Source organism: Tundrisphaera macrotermitis (genome assembly GCF_051175315.1).
Taxonomy (GTDB): domain Bacteria; phylum Planctomycetota; class Planctomycetia; order Isosphaerales; family Isosphaeraceae; genus Tundrisphaera.
Window position 1 is genome coordinate 5,550,747 of the sequence record NZ_CP195100.1, and the last position, 18,414, is coordinate 5,569,160.

At 69.3% G+C, this 18,414-nt stretch carries 16 protein-coding genes; 8 read left to right on the forward strand and 8 right to left on the reverse strand.

Annotation, left to right across the window (positions count from 1 at the left end; genetic code table 11):
• The first annotated feature begins 1 nt into the window (after position 1).
• The 3 genes from gmk (at position 2) to TA3x_RS22525 (ending at position 3,324) form a co-directional block, all read left to right on the forward strand.
• Positions 2 to 616: a guanylate kinase gene (gene gmk, locus TA3x_RS22515; RefSeq protein ID WP_435016920.1), complete on the forward strand. Its 615-nt coding sequence runs from the start codon at positions 2 to 4 to the stop codon at positions 614 to 616.
• A gap of 7 nt (positions 617 to 623) precedes the next feature.
• Positions 624 to 890: a DNA-directed RNA polymerase subunit omega gene (locus TA3x_RS22520; protein ID WP_435016921.1), complete on the forward strand. Its 267-nt coding sequence runs from the start codon at positions 624 to 626 to the stop codon at positions 888 to 890.
• Positions 891 to 1,050: 160 nt separating this feature from the next.
• Positions 1,051 to 3,324: a DNA translocase FtsK gene (locus TA3x_RS22525; protein ID WP_435016922.1), complete on the forward strand. Its 2,274-nt coding sequence runs from the start codon at positions 1,051 to 1,053 to the stop codon at positions 3,322 to 3,324.
• Between the two features lie 314 nt (positions 3,325 to 3,638).
• Here TA3x_RS22525 and TA3x_RS22530 read toward each other — a convergent pair whose 3' ends face one another.
• Positions 3,639 to 4,847, reverse strand: a complete 1,209-nt coding sequence (locus tag TA3x_RS22530) for a glycoside hydrolase family 71/99-like protein (protein WP_435016923.1) — start codon at positions 4,845 to 4,847, stop codon at positions 3,639 to 3,641.
• Positions 4,844 to 8,359 (reverse strand): S41 family peptidase, encoded by a 3,516-nt coding sequence (locus tag TA3x_RS22535; RefSeq protein WP_435016924.1) that lies wholly within the window; start codon positions 8,357 to 8,359, stop codon positions 4,844 to 4,846. The genes TA3x_RS22530 and TA3x_RS22535 overlap by 4 nt, the downstream gene beginning before the upstream one ends.
• 265 nt (positions 8,360 to 8,624) lie before the next feature.
• Between TA3x_RS22535 and TA3x_RS22540 the strand changes: the two genes are divergently transcribed.
• Positions 8,625 to 9,371 carry a hypothetical protein gene (locus tag TA3x_RS22540; RefSeq protein ID WP_435016925.1) on the forward strand — a complete coding sequence of 249 codons (747 nt, stop codon included), beginning with the start codon at positions 8,625 to 8,627 and terminating at the stop codon, positions 9,369 to 9,371.
• A 57-nt stretch (positions 9,372 to 9,428) separates the two neighbouring features.
• Here TA3x_RS22540 and TA3x_RS22545 read toward each other — a convergent pair whose 3' ends face one another.
• Positions 9,429 to 10,178, reverse strand: coding sequence for a glucose 1-dehydrogenase (locus tag TA3x_RS22545; protein WP_435016926.1), 750 nt, complete (start codon positions 10,176 to 10,178; stop codon positions 9,429 to 9,431).
• A 117-nt stretch (positions 10,179 to 10,295) separates the two neighbouring features.
• Between TA3x_RS22545 and TA3x_RS22550 the strand changes: the two genes are divergently transcribed.
• From TA3x_RS22550 to smpB, 4 genes are all read left to right on the forward strand, one after another.
• Positions 10,296 to 10,697, forward strand: a complete 402-nt coding sequence (locus TA3x_RS22550; protein WP_435016927.1) for a winged helix-turn-helix transcriptional regulator — start codon at positions 10,296 to 10,298, stop codon at positions 10,695 to 10,697.
• A gap of 55 nt (positions 10,698 to 10,752) precedes the next feature.
• On the forward strand, positions 10,753 to 11,658 hold the full coding sequence (locus TA3x_RS22555) for an alpha/beta hydrolase (protein WP_435016928.1): 906 nt from the start codon (positions 10,753 to 10,755) through the stop codon (positions 11,656 to 11,658).
• A gap of 201 nt (positions 11,659 to 11,859) precedes the next feature.
• On the forward strand, positions 11,860 to 13,443 hold the full coding sequence (locus TA3x_RS22560; RefSeq protein WP_435016929.1) for a sialate O-acetylesterase: 1,584 nt from the start codon (positions 11,860 to 11,862) through the stop codon (positions 13,441 to 13,443).
• Between the two features lie 177 nt (positions 13,444 to 13,620).
• Positions 13,621 to 14,118 carry an SsrA-binding protein SmpB gene (gene smpB / locus TA3x_RS22565; RefSeq protein ID WP_435016930.1) on the forward strand — a complete coding sequence of 166 codons (498 nt, stop codon included), beginning with the start codon at positions 13,621 to 13,623 and terminating at the stop codon, positions 14,116 to 14,118.
• Positions 14,119 to 14,124: 6 nt separating this feature from the next.
• Here the strand turns inward: smpB and TA3x_RS22570 are convergent, their stop codons facing one another.
• From TA3x_RS22570 to TA3x_RS22590, 5 genes are read right to left on the reverse strand one after another with little or no spacing between them, the layout of a single operon-like run.
• Positions 14,125 to 14,976: an amidohydrolase family protein gene (locus TA3x_RS22570; protein ID WP_435016931.1), complete on the reverse strand. Its 852-nt coding sequence runs from the start codon at positions 14,974 to 14,976 to the stop codon at positions 14,125 to 14,127.
• Between the two features lie 12 nt (positions 14,977 to 14,988).
• Positions 14,989 to 15,438, reverse strand: a complete 450-nt coding sequence (locus TA3x_RS22575; RefSeq protein ID WP_435016932.1) for an RbsD/FucU family protein — start codon at positions 15,436 to 15,438, stop codon at positions 14,989 to 14,991.
• 14 nt (positions 15,439 to 15,452) lie between these two features.
• The gene (locus TA3x_RS22580; RefSeq protein WP_435016933.1) at positions 15,453 to 16,271 is read right to left on the reverse strand and encodes a TIM barrel protein; all 819 of its coding nucleotides are present in this window, start codon (positions 16,269 to 16,271) and stop codon (positions 15,453 to 15,455) included.
• Positions 16,272 to 16,299: 28 nt separating this feature from the next.
• Positions 16,300 to 17,082: an SDR family oxidoreductase gene (locus TA3x_RS22585; protein WP_435016934.1), complete on the reverse strand. Its 783-nt coding sequence runs from the start codon at positions 17,080 to 17,082 to the stop codon at positions 16,300 to 16,302.
• Positions 17,083 to 17,115: 33 nt separating this feature from the next.
• Complete coding sequence (locus TA3x_RS22590) at positions 17,116 to 18,411, reverse strand: tagaturonate epimerase family protein (protein ID WP_435016935.1); 1,296 nt, start codon at positions 18,409 to 18,411, stop codon at positions 17,116 to 17,118.
• Positions 18,412 to 18,414: the final 3 nt, after the last annotated feature.

Consider the following 18,414-nt stretch of genomic DNA (forward strand, 5'->3'; position numbering starts at 1 on the left):
CTTGGGCAGCATCCCCGATCGAATCGTCGACCCATCGCGTTGGCGCGAGTTGCCCGGTCGGCTGGTCGTCCTCTCCGGGGCGTCCGGCTCGGGCAAGAGCACGATCGTCTCCGCCCTGCTCGCGCGCCAGGACATCCGCGCCCGGGTCTCGATCTCGGCGACGACCCGCGACCCCCGTCCCGGCGAATCCCCGGATTCCAGCTATTATTTCATGACCCGGGAGCGGTTCGAGGCGGACCGGGCGGCGGGCGCGTTCCTGGAGACGGCCGAGGTCCACGGACACCTCTACGGGACGCCGGCCGCGCCGATCCAGGACAGCCTGGCCGACGGTGTGTGCGTCATCCTGGTCATCGACGTCCAGGGGGCGATGACCGTCCGTTCGCGGGTGCCCGATTCCCTGCTCATCTTCGTCCACGCGCCCAGCCCGGAGACGTTGGAAGCCCGGCTCCGGGGTCGGGGCACCGACGATGAGCCGACGATCCGCCGCCGCCTGGACAATGCCCCGGGCGAGCTCGCCCTGTCCGACCGCTACGACTATCAGATCATCAACGACGACCTCGACCGGGCCGTCTCCGACCTGGCCCAAATCCTGATCCGGAACCACTGCGGAGGCTGATCTCGCCATGCTCGAAGAATTGAAGGAAGAGTACATCGTCAACAAGGTGGGCGGCCGGTTCAAGCTGTCGACCCTGATCCAGAAGCGGATGATCGCCCTGAATCAGGGGTCCCGGCCGCTGATCGACGGCCGCGGCCTGGAGAAGATGGCGATCGTGATCCAGGAGATCATGCAGGACAAGATCTTCCTGGACCTCAGCGGCAACCTCCAGGTCGGCGAGCCGACCGAGGAGGACGAGGGCGGGACGGTCGACCTGACCCAGCCGTCAGAATGAGCAGGGCCGGCACGTTCTCGGCGGATCGATCGTCGGGAACGTGCAAGTTGGGCGGCCTCCTGGTCCGATCAGCAAGGGGTGAGTCGGCGTCGTCGGAGGACCGGCGGCCGGGGGTGCGGCCCCCGAAGACGCCGGGCTCGCGTGTTGCCGAGGATGACCGATGCTCGACCGTCGACGCTGGGCCCGGCACGGATGGGCCGGGTCCTTGCTCTTCGCCGTGTCCTTTCTCGCCCTGTGCCTGATCGGATACGATCCTGCCGACCCGCCCGGGTCGGCCGCCTCCCCGGCCAACGATCCGGCCACCAACCCCTGCGGGCCGGTGGGGGCCGCCATCGCCCACGTCCTGTTCACCTCGGTCGGCTGGGCGTCGTTCCTGGTCCTGTATGCCCTGCTCGTCGCGGACTGGCTGCTTTATCGCCGCCGCCGGGTCGCCGAGCCGGCGCAACGGCTGATCGGCCTGGGGATGGTCCTCCTGGTCCTGGCCGCGGCCGTCCAGAAGCTGGCCCCCGACCTGCCCCGCTCGGCGGTGGTCGGCAGCGGCGGCTACGCGGGGGCCCTGGCGGTCGCGTTTCTGGAAGGCCAGTTCGGCCTGGCCGGGCTCGCCCTGATCCTCTCGGGCATCGGGCTGGTGGGGCTGGCGAACTGCCACGAATATCTGTTCCTGTGGCCGATCCAGGAGATCTTCCGGGCGATGGGCAAGGAGCCCGCGCACGGCGGGGAAAGGCCCGCGGGCCACGAGGCGGTGGGCACCACCCTGATGCTCCCCGAGCCCGGTTACGCGACGAAGGCGGCGGCCCGGCTCGACCCGCCCCCGGTCAATCGCGGGCCGATCGCCCGCGCCGTCGCCGCTCCGGCCGCGATGGCACACACCGAGATCGTCCCGGCCCGGCCGGCGGCCCGCGCCGTCCCGGCCCCGGTGCCGGCCCCGGTCGGCGAAGGCTTCCAGCTCCCGCCGTTCGAACTCCTGGAGGTCAGCTCGGCGGCCCCGGTGCAGGAGAATCAGGCGAAGATCCACGCCAAGGCGTTGCTCCTGGAGAAGACGCTGCTGGAGTTCGGATGCAGCGTCCGGGTGGTCCAGATCGATACCGGTCCGGTCATCACCCAGTTCGAGATCGAGCTGGAGGCCGGCCTGCGGGTCGCCAAGATCAACAGCGTCGCCAACGACCTGGCGATCGCCCTGGCGGTGCCGAACATCCGGATCGTCTCGCCGATCCCCAACAAGACGACGGTGGGGATCGAAGTCCCCAACGATCGCCGCACGATGGTCCGGCTGGGCGAGGTCGTCTCGGGGGTCCAGGGCGGGCTCCACAAGCTGCGGATCCCCATGTTCCTGGGCAAGGACGTCAAGGGGAGCCCCCTGGCCTTCGACCTCGCGGACATGCCCCACCTGCTGATCGCGGGCCGGACCGGCACCGGCAAGTCGGTCTGCCTGAACGCCATGATCATCTCGATCCTGATGACCAAGAGCCCCGAAGAAGTCCAGATGATCCTGATCGACCCCAAGAAGGTCGAGCTGTCGCAGTTCAAGAAGATCCCCCACCTGATGCACCCGGTGGTCACCGACGAGAAGAAGGCGGAGTCGCTGCTGGCCTGGGCGTGCGACAAGATGGACGAGCGGTACGGCTTCCTGGCCCGCGCCGAGGTCCGGAACATCCAGGGCTACAACGAGCTGACCCCCGACGAGATCATGGAGCGGCTCCGCCCCGAGGACGAGGAGGAGCAGAAGCGCATCCCGCTGTTCATGCCCTACATCGTCATCATCATCGACGAGATGGGCGACCTGATCGCGCAGGTGGGCAAGGAGGTGGAGACCCACATCGTCCGCCTGGCGCAGAAGGCCCGGGCCGCCGGCATCCACCTGATCCTGGCCACCCAGAAGCCGACCGTGGACGTCATCACCGGCCTCATCAAGAGCAACCTCCCGGCGCGAATCGCGTTCCAGGTGGCCAGCCGCAACGACTCCCGCGTGGTCCTGGACGAGATGGGGGCCGACAAGCTGCTGGGCAACGGCGACATGCTGTTCCTGGTCCCGGGCACGTCCAACATCATCCGGGCCCAGGGCACCTACGTCTCGGACAACGAAGTCAACCGGGTCTGCCAGTACCTGTCGCAGTTCCCCCAGCACTTCAGCCGGGAACTGGCCCAATTGCAGGTCGGCGGCGGTGCCGGCAAGGATCGCGACGCCATCAAGGCCCGCGACGAGCTGTACGAACCGGCCATCGAGATCGTGATCCGCGAGGGGCGCGGCTCGACCTCGCTCCTCCAGCGGGCCATGCAGATCGGCTACGGCCGCGCCGCTCGATTGATCGACTTCATGGCCGAGGACGGCATCGTCGGCGAGTTCAAGAGCGGATCCGCCCGCGAGGTGCTCTACACCTGGGAGGACTGGGAGGCCCTCAAGAACGGCGGCAACGCAACGTCCGAAGCGGCCTGAAGTCCTCGGAATGAGAAAAAGCCCCGGCCGGGCTTTTGCAAGCCGGTCGGGGCCTTCGGAGAGTGATGGGACCGGTCGCCCGGGTCATCACCCGCGACGCCTCGACCGCCGAAATCCCCCCCGAGATTCGGCGATCTCATGCGTGCGGCTCGTCGGGAGGCTTTCCCCCCGGTTTGTCTGGCATCGAAAAGATGTGCTCTCCTGAGCAAATCGGGCGTCGATCTATCATGAATAACGCGGAAGGCCCCAGTCTGGCGCCCGGAAATCCCTGTGATTTCACCGAGGAATTTCCCTGATCGATTCGCCTCGCCGGATCAGGGGCGAGCCTTGAGCCGTCGGGACGCCTCCCCGGTCATCCGCAGGTAGGCGTCGACGGGGAGGTCGCCGAAGGTGGCGAACCGGCCTTCGCGGGGCGGGCTCGGCGATACCTTGAAGATCGCCGTACCCTCGTCCACCTCGTCGAACATGGCCACGTAGGCCATGTCGACCCCGAGGTCGAAGGCCGCGTCGAACTGCTCGCGGAAGAAGGCCCCATCGCGTCGCGGGATCGTCTGCCCGGCCGCGGCTTCGCCCTTGAGGTGGGTCCAGGCGAAGCCGGGATAGATGACCGGGAGGAAAGCCATGCCGGTGCGTGTGGCCTCGGCCTGGTCGTCCTTCCAGGTCCGCGTCGCGGCGTGCTTGATCCCCGCCTCGATCGAGACGTTGCCGACGTTCCAGGGGCTGATCGCGCCGAAGCGGCGGAAGGCCCGCGCCCACTCCGGGTCTTTCGCCCGTCGCCAGTCCCAGGGGCAGCCGCCGATCACGAAGGCGGGCGACGGCCCGTCGGCCCGGAACAGGTCGAGGATCTGGTGGGCGATCCCGGCTTCGAATCGGTCGGGGAAGAACCCCCAGACGAAGACGACCGGCTTCCCTTCGTGCTGCAGGTAGCGGTCATCGCCCGTGACTTTGAGTTCCTCGGTCAGCGCTTTCCAATCTCCGGTCAAGCGGTCCACGATCCGGCCGGGACGTTCCCCGCTCAGGTCGTAGCCGATCGCATAGGCACGCCCGGTCTCCGCGGCCGAGGCCCGGACGTGCCCGAGGACGAGGTTGGTCGAGGCCCGGCGGAGGTCGACCAGAAATCTTTGGAGGAAGACCCCGTCGATCTCGTGCTCCTCCATCCAGCGGAAGTGGCGCCCGACCGTCTTCGCGTTCGCCGAACTGAACAGGACGGCGGGCGTGCCGTCCGGGTGGGTGAAGCCGGGCGCGGGGTAACGCTCCTCGGGGGTCAGCTCGGAGGTGTCCGGCCACATCTCGAAGGTCAGCGACCGAGGCGAGATCGCCCGCGTGTCGCGGCTCCAGTGGACCCAGCCCTCGTCGGCAGGATCGCCCGGGCAGCGGAACCAGCCCTGGTAGCCGCACATCAGCTTGCGGTGCATCGTGGTCGCGTCGACCCGATCGGCGGCGTCGACGCGGGCTGGCGCGGGGGCGATCGCCGACAGGACGGCGATCACCCCCGGCAGGATTTGCGACGACCGACGCGTCATTCCCCGCCGCCCGCGACGGTCGACGGCCTCCGGTTCTCCTCGCGTTCGCTGGCCTTGCGGAGCTTGGGCCGGGGCTTTGCGGCCTCGGCCTTCACGTCGGCCGCCAGGACCTCGACCCCCTTGGCGATCTGGGGATCGGCACCCTTGGCGAAGTCGGCTGGGTCGGGCCAGACGATGTGATGCGGCACGGCGCCGTTCAGCTCCATGTCCTCGCCGGTATCGGGCAGGAACCAGCCCCGGGTGGGGAGCCGGAGCGAGCCGAGGTCCATGATGCCGGTCGACCCGGTGCTGACCACCCCGCCGGCGGTCGGCGCCCCGACCAGCTGGCCGCGCTTCAGCGTCTTGATGGCGTGCGAGAAGATCTCGGCGTTGCTGAAGCTGTTCTGGTTGCACAGGACGACGATCGGCTTGGTCCAGGTGGCGTAGATCCGGCGATCCTGGGGATAGCCGGGCCCGCCGCCCCGGGGCACCGTGATGGCGTGCGCCGGCTGGGTCAGGGCCGTGAGCAGGTGGTCGGCCGTCGAGCCGCCGCCGTTCTCGCGGACGTCCACGATCAGCCCGTCCTTGCCGGATCCGGCCGCGTACAGGTCCTGCTCGAACTGGTAGAAGCTCGGCATGTTCATCCCCCGGATGTGGAGGTAGCCGAGCTTGCCGCCGGAGAGCTGGTCGACCATCTTGCGGTTGTCGGCGATCCACTTGTCATACAGGAGCGCCCGGGCGGCCGTGTACGAGATCGGCCGGAGCACGACCTCGCGGTCCTTCCCCTCGGCGTTGCGGATCGTCAGCCGGACGTCGCGATCGGCCGGGCCGTTGAGGACCCTGGTCAGGTCGAGCGCCGGGTCGACCGGGGTGCCGTCCACGGCCATGAGGGTCTCGCCGGCCAGGATCTTGGTCCCCTTGTGATCGGCGGGCGTGCCCGGGATCACGTCGCGGATCTTGAGGCCCGGCCCCTTCCCTTCCGGCTCGAACCGGAGGCCGAAGTGGGGCGTGGAGATCGACCATCGGGCATCACCGCCCCCGAACCGAGGCCCGGGCGTCGGCGTCGGGTCGGGGCCGCCCGGCTCGGGCTCGCGCTCGCGCGACGCCGAGAACCCGAGGTGGGACCCGTTCAACTCGCCCAGCATGAGGTTGACGACCGTGGCGAAGCTCTCGCGGTCGGGCGACTCGGCCGCCATGTCGGAATATTTGCGGCGGATCGCATCCCAGTTGCGATTGCCCAGATTTCCGTCATAGAACCGATCCCGCATCGTCCGCCAGGCCAGGTCGAACCCGGCGCGATACCGATCCGGCCAGGAAATCTCCTGCGGGGCCCGGAACCGATACTGGGTCTCCCCGCGGTTCCCGCTCCCCTCATCGGACGAGCCGCCGAAACGCCCGCCCCGACCGGCGACGGGCGCGGTCGGCGGGGCCGGGGCGGCACTTCCACCGCCCGCGTTGGGGTTCAGGCTCGCCGGGATCCCCCCGGAAAGCCAGACGATCTGGTTGTTCGATTCGAGCCAGCGGGCCTGCGACCCGGGCGAGCCGGACAGCAACTTGGGGCGAAGTTCGCTCGGGAACTCGATCGTGTAGACGCCGGGCCTGCTCTCCACGGTCCCCGTGAAGGCGAGCTTCTTGGAGTCGGGCGACCAGAACAGGCCATTCTCGGTCGAGTTCGGGATCGACACCCGATGGATCCGCTCGTGGAGCCGGTCGAAGTCGATCACGACCTCCGCGGCCTTCTTCGGCTCCTCGGCGGCCGGGGCGGCCGGGGTCGGCGCATCATCGCCGGCGGCGCGGGCGACCGGGGCCTCCTCCCCTCTGGTCGTGGCGGATCCGCCGGGACGGCCGCCCCGGCCCATCGAGGACCGGGCGCCCTTCTGGCGGGCCTTCATCTTCTCGATGGCCTTCTCCAGCGTGCGGTCGCGGTCGGTCCGGTCCTCGTCCTCCTCGCGGAGATAGACGAAGTAGACGTCGACCTCGGTGTCGATCCGCCGGCCGGTGAACGCGATGACCTTGCCGTCGGGCGACCAGACCGGGTTGCCCTCGTTGTCCGGGTGCCGCGAGACGTTGAACGGCGGCTTCGACCCGTCGATCGGGGCGATCCAGACGTCGCTGTTGAAGTCGTCGTCGGACTTGGCGTAGACCAGCCACGTGCCGTCGGGCGACCAGTCGAACCGGGGGGATTCGAACGACTCGAACAGCCGTTTCGCGTCCTTGCCATCGGGGTTCATGATCCACAGGTCGCCGCGCTCGCGGAGGAACGCGACCTTGCCGCCGTCGGGGCTCCACTTCAGGTCGGCCTCGACTTCCGGCCCCTCGGTGAGCCGTTCCAGCTTGAACGAGGCGTTGAGCCACCAGTCCTTGCCGGCGTCGCCCTTCTCGGCCTTCCAGATGTCCGCCTGACCCTTCTGGTCGCTGACGAACAGGATGGCGTCCCCCTTGGGGGAGAAGACCGGGTCGCGCTCCTCCTCGGCGGTCTTCGTGACCTGCTTCGGCTCGCGCAGCTCGGTGTCCATCACCCACAGGTCGCCGCCGGCGATGAAGGCGATCTCCAGCCCATCCTTGCTGAACGCCACCTGCGAGGCGGTGGTAGCCACCCGGCGCTCGATGGGGTCGCGCGAGTCGTCGGCCTCGCGGTAGATCTCGATCTTCTCGGCCGGGGTCTTGCTCCCGGGCTGGACCCGATAGAAGTCGAACAGGTGGCGGAAGACGATCGTCGACCCGTCCCGGCTGATGCACGGATAGACGACCGAGTCATCGGTGAAGTCGGTCAGGGCCCGATCCGCGTTGGTGGCCAGGTCGCGTTCGAACAGGTTGAACGCCCCTTTCTGGACGCCCACATAATACATCGTCTTGCCTTCGGGCCCCCAGAGCGGGAAGAGGGCACCGCCCGGCGGGGCGAGCACTTGCTGGAACGCCTTGGACTCCCGGTCGTAACTCCAGATCTGCGAGTCCTGCGAGCCCTTGTATCCCTTCCGCCACCACTGCGTCCCCTCGCGGGTGAACAGGACGGTCTTGCCGTCGGGCGAGATCGCCGGGGACTTGCCGGCGGAGTCGAAAAGCGGGATCTCGGCGGACCGCTCCTCGGTCGGGATCAGGAAGAACCGATCGGCGTCCCGCCAGTGGTGGTCGCGCGAGGCCGAGACCAGCAACGATCGCCCGTCGGACGACCAGCCTTCCACCGCATACCCGGCGGAATGGAACCCGACCTGGCGGGGCACCCCGCCATCGGCCGGCATCACGTAGGGATGGAATGTCCCCTGGCGGTCGCTGGTGAAGGCGATCGTCTTGCCGTCGGGCGAGAACTCGGGCTCGCGATCCACGGCGGCGCTGCGGGTCAGGGGCTTCGCCTTGCCGCCGGCGGTCGGGACCGACCACAGGTCGCCCCCCCAGGCGAAGGCCAACGTCGATCCGTCGGGCGAGAGCGTGGGCTGATTGGCCAGCCGGATCGGCTCGCGCGGGGGCTGCTGGCCGGCCGCCGGCGCCGAGGCCGCCACGAACGCGGAGAGGATGGACAGGGCGAGACACTTCAAGGTGGGCTCCCCGAAGGTGGGCCGAAGGAGGGATGAGCGGGCCCCGGGAGAGGGAGGGCCACGATGGATCGTCCCATTCCATTCGATCGCACGCGGCGACTCAAGACTGTGCCGGCACCACCCGCCCATTTCCACGGCCCGAGCCGTCCGCCCGGAGGAAATTCGCTGATCCGGGAAAAAAGTGTGATTAACGTGCCGTCATGATCCTGAATATATCGGGCGAGCCAACCCGCCGACCGACATCCATCGAACCAGGACGCCGCCCATGCCCGCCTCCCCCGCGCAGATCGAGGCCAACCGCAAAAATAGCCTGAAAGGCACGGGGCCGACCTCGGAGGAGGGCAAGGCCCGGTCCCGGTCGAACGCGCTCAAGCACGGGATGACCGGGGCCGGGATCGTCCTGCCGGCCGAGGACGCCGCCGAGGTCGAGCGCCTCACCGAAGCGTTCCGCGCCGAATTGAAGCCCGAAGGGGAGGTGGGCGACGTGCTGGTCCGGCGGATGGCGGTGCATTCCGTGCGGATGGACCGCGCCGTCGTGCAGGAGTCGGCCGCCCTGTCCCGCCACGTCCGCGAGGCGACCCGGGCCTTCATGGCCTCCGATGATCGCTACGCCGGCAACGCGCGGACGCTGCGGGCCGAGGCGGCCAACCGGGCGCTGTTCGACGCCTCCAGGGAGGCGATCCTGGCCCGCAAGTACGAGGCGGCCTCGGAACGCAGCTTCCTGGCCGCCCTCAGAGAGTTGCGCCGGATGCGGGCCGAGGCCGGGCGGGCCGCCGTCGAGGAGCTGAGAGCCTCCAAGGCCGTCGCCAGCACGCCCGCCGAGGCGTCGATGCCGGCGGGGGAATTGGCTTCGTTTTTCCCGGCCTTGCCCGAGCCCCAGGCGGCTCCCCAGGTGCCGGCCTCGTCCCCCAACGTGCACCGCGCCCTGGCCCTCACGTCCGCCTTCCTGGGCATGGATTCCGAGGTCGACGGCGGATGCGGCCTCCCGATCACGATCGGGAGGGCCCGCTGAACCCCGTTCGTGCCGGATCCGGGGGAAGTCCATCGGCCGATTACCCTCGGCCGCCGATCAGACCTGCGCGGTCCCGCCGTCGACGAACAGGTCGATCCCCGCCACGAAGCTGCTGTCGTCGGAGGCCAGGAAGACGGCCGCCTTGGCGATCTCGTCGGCATCCCCCATCCGGCCCAGCGGGACCAGGGACGCGTAGCCCTGCTTGACCTGATCGACGTCGCCCGACTTCCCGGCCAGGTCGTCGAACCCCGGCGTGTGGATCGGCCCGGGGCTCAGGGCGTTGACCCGGATCTTGCGGGCCTTGAGGTCCGAGGTCCAGGTGCGGGCGAACGAGCGGACGGCCGCCTTGGTCGCGCTGTAGATGCTCGAACCCTCGAAGCCCTTCACGCCGACGATCGAGGCGTTGAGGATGATCGACCCGCCGTCCGCGAGCAGCGGCAGCGCCTTCTGGACCGTGAAGAACAGGCCCTTCACGTTAATGTCGAACTGCCGGTCGAATTGCTCCTCGGTCGCCGCTTCCAGGGGCGCCATCTCGAAGATCCCGGCGTTGGCGAACACGATGTCGACCCGCCCATGCTTCTCCCGGACCGTCGCGTAGAGCCGGTCCAGGTCCGCGAGATTGGCGACATCCCCCCGGACGCCGATGGCCCCGTGGCCGATCTGCTCCACGGCCGCGTCGAGTTCTCCCTGCCTCCGCCCCGTGACGACGACCTTCGCCCCTTCGCGGGCGAATCGGAGGGCCGTCGCCAGCCCGATCCCTCCGTTGCCGCCGGTCACCACCGCCACCTTGCCTTCGAGCTTTCCCATCGATCCACCCTCCCCATCGGGAACCGCCATTCGCCGCGACCCCGGGATCATAGGGCTGGTTTTCCGCCGGCCAAGTGCTTACCTTTTTGTCAGTGGGCGACGCCGCGGAGGGGCACGATGCGAAAGCCGGTCCGGTTCGGATGCGGAATCGAGGCGGCGCTGGCCGTCGTGGGCGGCAAGTGGAAGGTGCTGGTCCTGTGGAACCTGTCGCAGGGCCGGCTCCGGTTCGGCGAGCTGCGGCGGCGGGTGGCGGGGATCAACGAAAAGATGCTGATCCAGCAACTGCGAGAGCTGGAGGCCGACGGGGTGGTGTCGCGCGAGGATTTCCGCGAGGTCCCGCCCCGCGTCGAATACGCGATCACCCCCTTCGGGATCACGCTCGCCGAGGCGCTCCGGCCGCTCTGCGAATGGGGCAAGACCCACACGGCTCGCATCGAGGCGACCAAGTCCGCGCCCGAAGCGGACGGCCCGCGACCCGCGATCGCGCCGGCGATCTCCTGCGGAGAGCCGACGATGTGACCTCGATCCGGTCGTCCCGCGCGGACGGCGGCCCGAAGCACGGGGAGGGATGCCGATGGCGATGCCGAGAAGGCCGGGGAAGCGGAGGCTCATCCGCGCGGGCGCGGCCCTGACGTTGCTGGCGGTCCTGGGCTATGGGGCCATCTCGCTGCTGGCCGCCGACGTCCTGACCCGGACCCGGAACCGGCACTCCAGCTTCGCGGCCGCCCAGATCGGCGCGGGGACGAGGGAATGGTCGACCCGGACCGCCGACGGGATCACGCTCCGGGGCTGGTACTGCCCGACCGACATCCATCGTCGCCTGATCGTCCTGGTCCACGGGATGGGCGGGTCGCGGGACAATATGGCCAACCTGGCCAGCGACCTCCGGGCCCGGGGCTATGATGTCCTCCTGTTCGACCTGCGGGGCCACGGCGAGAGCGACCCCTCGCGCCTGTTCATGGGGCGTCGCGAGCGCGAGGACATCCGGGCCGTGCAGGCCTGGGCGACCCGGGCCGGCTATCCGGCCGACCGGATCGGCTGGCTGGGCCAGTCGATGGGGGCCTCGACGCTGCTGATGGAGGCGGCCCGCAACGAGGGGATCCGGGTGGCGGTGCTCGACAGCCCGTTCGGCAACCTGCCCGAACTGCTCCGCGACCAGTTGACCCGGCACAGCCACCTGCCCCGCCTGTTCAACCCGGGGATCCTGCTGGCGGCCCGCGTCGCCTTCGGGGTGAGGACCGACGACCTGATCCCCCTGATCTCGGCCCGTCGCTGGGGCGGCCGGCCGATGCTCCTGATCCACGGCGAGGCCGACACCATCGTGCCGGTGGCCCAGGCCCGCCAGATCGCCCGCGTGGCCGGGACCTCGTGCGAGACGATCATGCTCCCGGGCGTCCCCCACGTCGGCGCCTATCGCCGCGACCCGGCCCGCTACGTCGCGGCGGTCGGCCGGTTCTTCGACCACAACCTGAAGCATTAGGTCGGGGGGCCGCCCGGGATCGTCGGGCGATTTTCCCCTCGGCCCTGGAAATCGGCCCGGGGCTCGCCGATCATGGCCCGGTCGCCGGCGATCCCCCTGATCGGGATGGCCGGCCCGCCCGCCTTTGTTCTCCCCAACGCGACGACGACCGGACCCCAGGCGCCCCGCGCCGACGCGGGCCGGGCGTCGGGAGGGTCATCGATGAAGATTGCGACGCGACGCTGGTGGATCGCCGTGCCGGTCCTCGCGGGGCTGACCGCCCCGGCCCGGGCCGACGTGAAGCCCAACCCGCTGTTCTCGGAGGGGGCCGTCCTCCAGCGCGGGATGCCGGTGCCGGTCTGGGGGACCGCCGATCCCGGCGAGTCCGTGACCGTGAAGGTCCAGGACCAGTCGGCCACCGCCACCGCCGACAAGGACGGCAAGTGGATGGTCAAGCTGGCCGAGCTGAAGGTCGGCGGCCCGTATACGCTCACCATCGCCGGCAAGAACACCGTGGAAGTCCCCGACGTCCTGGTCGGCGACGTCTGGATCTGCAGCGGCCAGTCGAACATGGAATGGCCCCTCAACCGGGCCGCCGAGTTCAAGGAGGCCGCCGCCAAGTCCGCCGACGGCAAGTATCGCCTGTTCACGGTCCAGAAGGCGATCTCGATGACGCCGCTGGACACCGTGGCCGTCGACCCCAAGGGGCAGAAGGGCGTCTGGCTGGCCAGCGGCCCGGACACGGTCCCGACGTTCTCGGCGGTGGGCTACTTCTTCGGCCGCGACCTCCGCAAGGCGCTTGACGTGCCGATCGGCATGATCCACACCTCCTGGGGCGGCACGCCCGCCGAGGCCTGGACCAGCCGCGACCAGTACGGCGCCGAGCCCGATCTCAAGTCGATCCTCGACGACCACGACGCCTACGTCGCCAAGTTCTCCGAGGCGGACTACAAGGCCGCGGTCGAGAAGCACAAGGAGGCCGCCGCCGCCGCCAAGGAGGCCAAGAAGCCGATCCCGCCGGCCCCCGTCGGACTGAACAACCCGCATCGGCCCACCGCTTTGTATAACGCGATGATCGCCCCGCTCGAACCCTATGCGATCAAGGGCGCCATCTGGTATCAGGGCGAATCGAACGCCGGCCGCGCCTTCCAGTACCGGACGCTGATGCCGGCCATGATCAAGTCGTGGCGGAACGCCTGGAAGCAGGGGGATTTCCCGTTCTTCATGGTCCAGCTCGCCCCGTTCAAGAAGATCGTCACCGAGCCGGGCGACAGCGACTGGGCGGAACTCCGCGAGGCCCAGCTGCTCACCGCCCAGACCCTGCCGAAGACCGGCATGGCCGTGATCACCGACGTCGGCGAGGAAGACGACATCCACCCGACCAAGAAGGAGCCGGTCGGCGCCCGCCTGGCCCTGGCCGCGCGGATGATCGCCTACGGCGAGCCGATCGTCGGCTCGGGCCCGGTCTATGACGGCATGACCGTGGAAGGCGACCGCGCCATCCTCCGGTTCAAGCACGTCGGCGGCGGGCTCGTCGCCAAGGGCGGGCCGCTCACCGGCTTCGCCATCGCCGGCGAGGACCGCAAGTTCGTCAACGCCGAGGCCGAGATCAAGGGCGACACCGTGGTCGTTCATAGCGACAAGGTGTCGCACCCGGTCGCCGTCCGGTACGGATGGGCCAACTTCCCGGTCGTGAACCTGTGGAACAAGGAGGGACTGCCCGCCACCCCGTTCCGCACAGACGACTTCCCGATCACCACCGCGCCCAAGGCCAAGCTGCCGGCCGCCGCGGCCGCCTCTCGCTGAGCCGCCACCGAGCTTGGTCGGGCGGGCGGCCCCGCGGCCGTCCGCCCGATTCCCGACAGGGCGCGTTGGTCGCGGGCGAGTTGGGTGTATGATGGAGGGCCCTCCCCGGCACGCGGTCGACCGGGCGGTTTCCCGGGGAATGTCATCCGCACCGTGTCGTTCAAGAGTCTCCCGACGATGGCGAAATCCGGCAAGGCGACGAAGAAGGACGCGACCGACAAAGATGGCCGGCTGGTCGTCGCCCGGAACCGTCGGGCGAAATTCGAGTACGACATCCTGGAGGTCGCGGAGGCCGGCATCGTCCTGACCGGGACCGAGGTCAAGAGCCTCCGCACCGGCAAGGCCAGCCTCGAAGAAGCCTACGTGGACATCGACAAGGATGAGGCCTGGCTGATCGGGAGCGACATCCCCGAGTACGTCCAGGCCAACAAGATGAACCACAAGCCGAAGCGGAAGCGGAAGCTCCTGCTCCACCGCCAGGAGATCGACCGCATCGGCGCCCGGATCTCCGAGCGCGGGCTGACGATGGTCCCGCTCCAGGTCTACTTCAAGAACGGGATCGCCAAGGTCGAGATCTGCATCGCCCGCGGCCGCAAGCTCTACGACAAGCGCCAGGCCCTCAAGACCAAGGACGCCAAGCGCGACATCGACCGCGCGGTGCGCGGCCGGGATTGAGCCCGCTCAGCCGTCGAGATAAGGGTCGTAGAACTTCCGGGCCGTCTCCCCGAAGATGGCCGCGCGCTCGCCGTCGCCCAGCGGCCCGAGGGCCTCTTCGAGGGCCCGCTTGATCCGCTCGTAGGATCCCGCCAGCTCGCAGACCGGCCAGTCGGAGCCGAACATCAGCCGATCCGGCGTGAAGGCTTCCAGGGCGGTCTGCACGTAGGGCTTGAGGTCGGCGGCCGTCCAGGACGACCAGTCCGCCTCGGTCGCCATCCCCGACAGCTTGCAGTGGACGTTGGGGAAGGTGGCGGCCGCGCGGAAGTCGCCGGCCCAGGCCTCGAAGCCCCGGCCCTTGATGTCGGGCTTGCCCAGGTGGTCGATCACCATCGGCAGGGTCGGTATCTCCCGGGCCAGGGTCGGGACGTGGCGGAGGTGCCGGGGATAGACCAGCAGGTCGAACGGCATCTCGTGCTTGGCCAGGACCTTCAGGCCCCGGACGATCTCGGGGCGGACCAGGAAGTCGTCGTCCGGCTCATCCTGCACGAGGTGGCGGACGCCGACGAACTTGGGGTGATACTTGAAGAAGTCGACCTGCTCCTCGCACTTGTCGGAGGCCAGGTCGACCCAGCCGACCACCCCGCAGATGAACGAGTGATTATCCGCGTGGATCAGCGCCCAGCGGTTCTCCTCGATGTCGTGCTGGGTCTGGACGATGATCGAGGCGTCGATGCCGTTGGCCCGGAGCAAGGGCTCCAGGTGCTCGGGCAGGACGTCGCGGCGGATCGGCGCCTTGTCGGGGGCGTCGAGCCAGAGGTGGTCGAAGGGCTGGCCCAGCTGCCAGAGGTGGTGGTGGGCGTCGATGGTGATGGGCATGATGGTGCGGGCTCAGTCCATGCGCACGCCGATCGACAGCAGCACGTTGGCGAAGCGCTGCTGGTCGGCGGTCTGGATGGTGAGGACGTGGTCGGGGGTCTCGACGGCCTTGTAGAAGTCCCACTTCTCGATCGGTTCGAGGGCGAGCGGCGTGCCGGATTCGGCGATTACCCCGCGGTACTCGTCCCAGACCGGAGGGTCTTCAGTCAGGGCATAGGGGCCGGTGGTCTCGTAGTTCATGGTCCGGATCGCGTCGATCGGCGCGGCCGACAGGATCGCCCGGAGCACCTGGGCGCAGGTCACGACCCCGGGCATCAGGTTCAGGCAGACGACCTCGGCATTCGGCCCCTTCTTGGTCGACGCCGGGTAGTTGCCGTCGGCGATCAGGATCTGGGCGTGGTGCCCGGCGCGGCCGATCACCTCGTTGATCTTGGGATGGACGAGCAGGCGGTGCGTGAGCATGGGCGTCCCGGGGATCAGGGTCCGAAGAAGCGGCGAAAGGCCACCATCGTCTGCTCGGCGGCCGCTTCCGGGCTCGGCAGCGGGAAGGCTTCGGCCGAAGCATAGCCCGAATAACCGATGTCGACCAGGGCCGAGGCGATCGTCGGGAAGTCGAGGTGGCCGGTCCCGGCTGGCCGCCGGTGCGAGTCGACGAAGTGGACGTGGCCGATCTTCGGCCCGCACGACAGGATCGCGTCGGCCAGGTCCGTCTCCTCGATGTTCATGTGGAACAGGTCGGCCAGGAGAAGGACGTTGCCGGTGGACAGCGAGCCCAGCAGCGAGGCCCCGGCGTCGAGGGTCACCGCCAGGTCGGTCTCGTACCGATTCAGGGGCTCGTAGAGCAGCGGGACGTTGTACTGCTTCGCGTGCACCCCCAACTCCTCGAGGGCATCGGCCAGATAACCCAGGGCGGTGGGGCGCGGGACCTCCGGGCCGGACCGGCCCTGCATCGACCCGATGATTGCCGGCGCGTGGAGCGAGCCGGCGAAGTCGATGATCGAGCGGATGAAGGCGCGGGCCTCCGCCCGGACGGCCGGGTCGGGGTGCGTCAGGTGGAGCCGATGCTTGACCCACCCGGCCCCGGTCCCCACCGCCGCCAGGCCCAGCCCGTGGTCGTTGAGCTGGAGCCGGAGCCGCGAGGGATCGACCGCATCCGGGCCGGGCGGGAACAGCTCGATGGCATCGAAGCCGACCGCCTGGGCCTTGGCGCAGGCGGCGGGCAGGTCGTGCCAGAAGACGAACGGGCCGCCCCGAGCCTCCTCGACCAGGCTGACCGTCACGGCGGATCGGATCACGGCAGGGCCTCCGGTGGTTCGGTCGGGATCAGAGGCGCATGGCCGTGAAGCCGCCATCGACGTAGTAGGTCGCCCCGGTGATGAAGCTCCCGGCGTTCTTGGAAAGCATCAGCAGGGTGGCACCGACCAGTTCCTCGGGCTCGCCGAAGCGGTTCATGGGCGTGCCGGCCATAATTTTCTCGACCCGCGACGCATCGAGGATCTTGCGGTTCTGCTCGGCCGGGAAGAAGCCGGGGCAGAGCGCGTTGACCCGGACCCCCATCGGGGCAAACTCGCGGGCCACGTTCTGGGTGAGGTTCACCACGGCCGCCTTGGAGGCCGAGTAGGCGAACACCCGGGACAGCGGCAGGTGGGCCGACACGCTGGCGATGTTCACGATCGACCCCCCGCCGTGCTGGGCCATGTGGCCGCCGAAGATCTGGCACCCCCAGTGGACCGCCTTGAGGTTGCTGGTGATCACGCGGTCCCAGTCCTCATCCTTGGCATCCAGATAGGCGCTGGCGCTGTTGACCCCCGCCCCGTTGATGACCATGTCCACCCGGCCATGCTCGGCGATCGTCCGGGCGAGCAGTCCGGCGATCGAGGCCCGATCCATCACGTCGACCGAGAGGAAGGCCCCCTTGCCGCCGGCCTCGGAGATCTCGGCGACGCGGGCCGCCCCCTTCTCGGGGTCGCGGCCGGCCACGATCGCGGTGGCCCCGGCCTTCGCCAGTCCCAGGGCCAGGGCGCCGCCCAGGACCCCCGTGCCGCCGATCACCACGGCCACCTGGCCATCCATGCCGAACAGTTGATCCAGAAAACTCGCGGGCATCGCGGCGATTCCTTGAGGGAGGGGTCTCGAAATTCACAGGCCTGCGCGGAGGGCGTCCAGATGGCGGGCGAAGTGGTCGGCGAGGATCTCGGTGTAGTCGTCCACATACTGGTGGACGACGCCCCGGACCTCCGCCCCGAGCGTGGCGTCGGTCAGGGTCGAGCCGAACGTGCAATGGAGGATCTGGCGGTTCGGCTGGGTGAAGCCCAGCCCGGCCGGGGTCTCGTCCCACAGGCCGAGGTAGAGCCGTTCCAGGTCGCGTTCATCGGCGATCGTCCACGGGTCGGGCGAGGCCTCGCGGGTCGCCGAGACGTGGTAGGTCGCCCGGTCGGCGTCGTAGTGGTTCCGGGCGAACTCGATCACCCGGCGGAACAGGTCCGGCTCGCGGCGGGCGACCACACGCAGGGCTTCCAGGTAGCTGGTCCCGGCCGTCTTGACGTGGAACATCCCCCGGGTGGCCCGGGCCAGGGCCGGGTAGATCGACAGCTTGTCCGACCCGGAATGGAGGCTGAGCTTGTACGGGCCGAGCTGGGCGGCGATCGCGGCGTGGTCGTGGAGCGAGCGTTCCAGGGCGGCGAGGTCCCCCTTGAAGTCCACCCCCTTCTCGAAGTCGCCGACGAACCGGGAAGCCAGGCTCACCAGCTTCATCCCGGCCCCGAGGCAGCGGTCGGCGATCAGGAAGTGCTCGGCGAGCGTGGTCGGATGCTCGGTCTCGTCCACCGAAAGCTCGATCTCGTGCCCGGCCCCCCGGGCGTCGCAGGCCTTCTTGATGTGGTCGGCCAGCGCGATGGCGTGCTCCACGGCCCGGCCGTACTTGGCGGTCGCCCGGAGGATCGACTCCTCGTCGAAGTCGATCGAGGTGCCGGTCCCCAGGGTGATCGACTTGCCGCGATAGCCGAGCCAGCCGATTTCCTCGGCGAGGCCCGATGTCCTGGAACGGAGGGTGGACTCGTCGTAGATGTGGGCCTGGGGGTCGACGTGCTCGGACGGGTCGATGGTGAAGAAGGTGAAGCCGACGGCGGCCGTGGCGTCGGCATCCGAGTCGGTCTTGAGGTGGTCGGCGTCGGCCCCGATCCGGCCCGACCAACCGGCATGGCGGGCGCTCAGGAGGGCGTCGTCCATCACCTGCCGGGGCGTGCGCTGGGTGCGCGACATCTCGCGGATCGACTGCTGGGGGAAGATCGGCTCGATGCCCGCCCCGGCCCTCCGCATCGCCTCCACATGGCCGGGCGTGGCCAGCCCGAGGCGGTCGCCGAAGCCGAAGCTCGGGCTCAGGCCGAGGGGGACGCAGGGGGAGTCATCGGCGGGTTGGGCTTCGACGCTGGACATCGT

What these genes read in the sequence shown, in the direction of transcription:
- TA3x_RS22520 (WP_435016921.1), top strand. Translation starts at nt 624, where the DNA reads ATGCTCGAAGAATTGAAGGAAGAGTACATCGTCAACAAGGTGGGCGGC.
- TA3x_RS22525 (WP_435016922.1), top strand. Translation starts at nt 1,051, where the DNA reads ATGCTCGACCGTCGACGCTGGGCCCGGCACGGATGGGCCGGGTCCTTG.
- TA3x_RS22530 (WP_435016923.1), bottom strand. Translation starts at nt 4,847, where the DNA reads ATGACGCGTCGGTCGTCGCAAATCCTGCCGGGGGTGATCGCCGTCCTG.
- TA3x_RS22540 (WP_435016925.1), top strand. Translation starts at nt 8,625, where the DNA reads ATGCCCGCCTCCCCCGCGCAGATCGAGGCCAACCGCAAAAATAGCCTG.
- TA3x_RS22545 (WP_435016926.1), bottom strand. Translation starts at nt 10,178, where the DNA reads ATGGGAAAGCTCGAAGGCAAGGTGGCGGTGGTGACCGGCGGCAACGGA.
- TA3x_RS22550 (WP_435016927.1), top strand. Translation starts at nt 10,296, where the DNA reads ATGCGAAAGCCGGTCCGGTTCGGATGCGGAATCGAGGCGGCGCTGGCC.
- TA3x_RS22555 (WP_435016928.1), top strand. Translation starts at nt 10,753, where the DNA reads ATGGCGATGCCGAGAAGGCCGGGGAAGCGGAGGCTCATCCGCGCGGGC.
- TA3x_RS22560 (WP_435016929.1), top strand. Translation starts at nt 11,860, where the DNA reads ATGAAGATTGCGACGCGACGCTGGTGGATCGCCGTGCCGGTCCTCGCG.
- smpB (WP_435016930.1), top strand. Translation starts at nt 13,621, where the DNA reads ATGGCGAAATCCGGCAAGGCGACGAAGAAGGACGCGACCGACAAAGAT.
- TA3x_RS22570 (WP_435016931.1), bottom strand. Translation starts at nt 14,976, where the DNA reads ATGCCCATCACCATCGACGCCCACCACCACCTCTGGCAGCTGGGCCAG.
- TA3x_RS22575 (WP_435016932.1), bottom strand. Translation starts at nt 15,438, where the DNA reads ATGCTCACGCACCGCCTGCTCGTCCATCCCAAGATCAACGAGGTGATC.
- TA3x_RS22585 (WP_435016934.1), bottom strand. Translation starts at nt 17,082, where the DNA reads ATGCCCGCGAGTTTTCTGGATCAACTGTTCGGCATGGATGGCCAGGTG.
- TA3x_RS22590 (WP_435016935.1), bottom strand. Translation starts at nt 18,411, where the DNA reads ATGTCCAGCGTCGAAGCCCAACCCGCCGATGACTCCCCCTGCGTCCCC.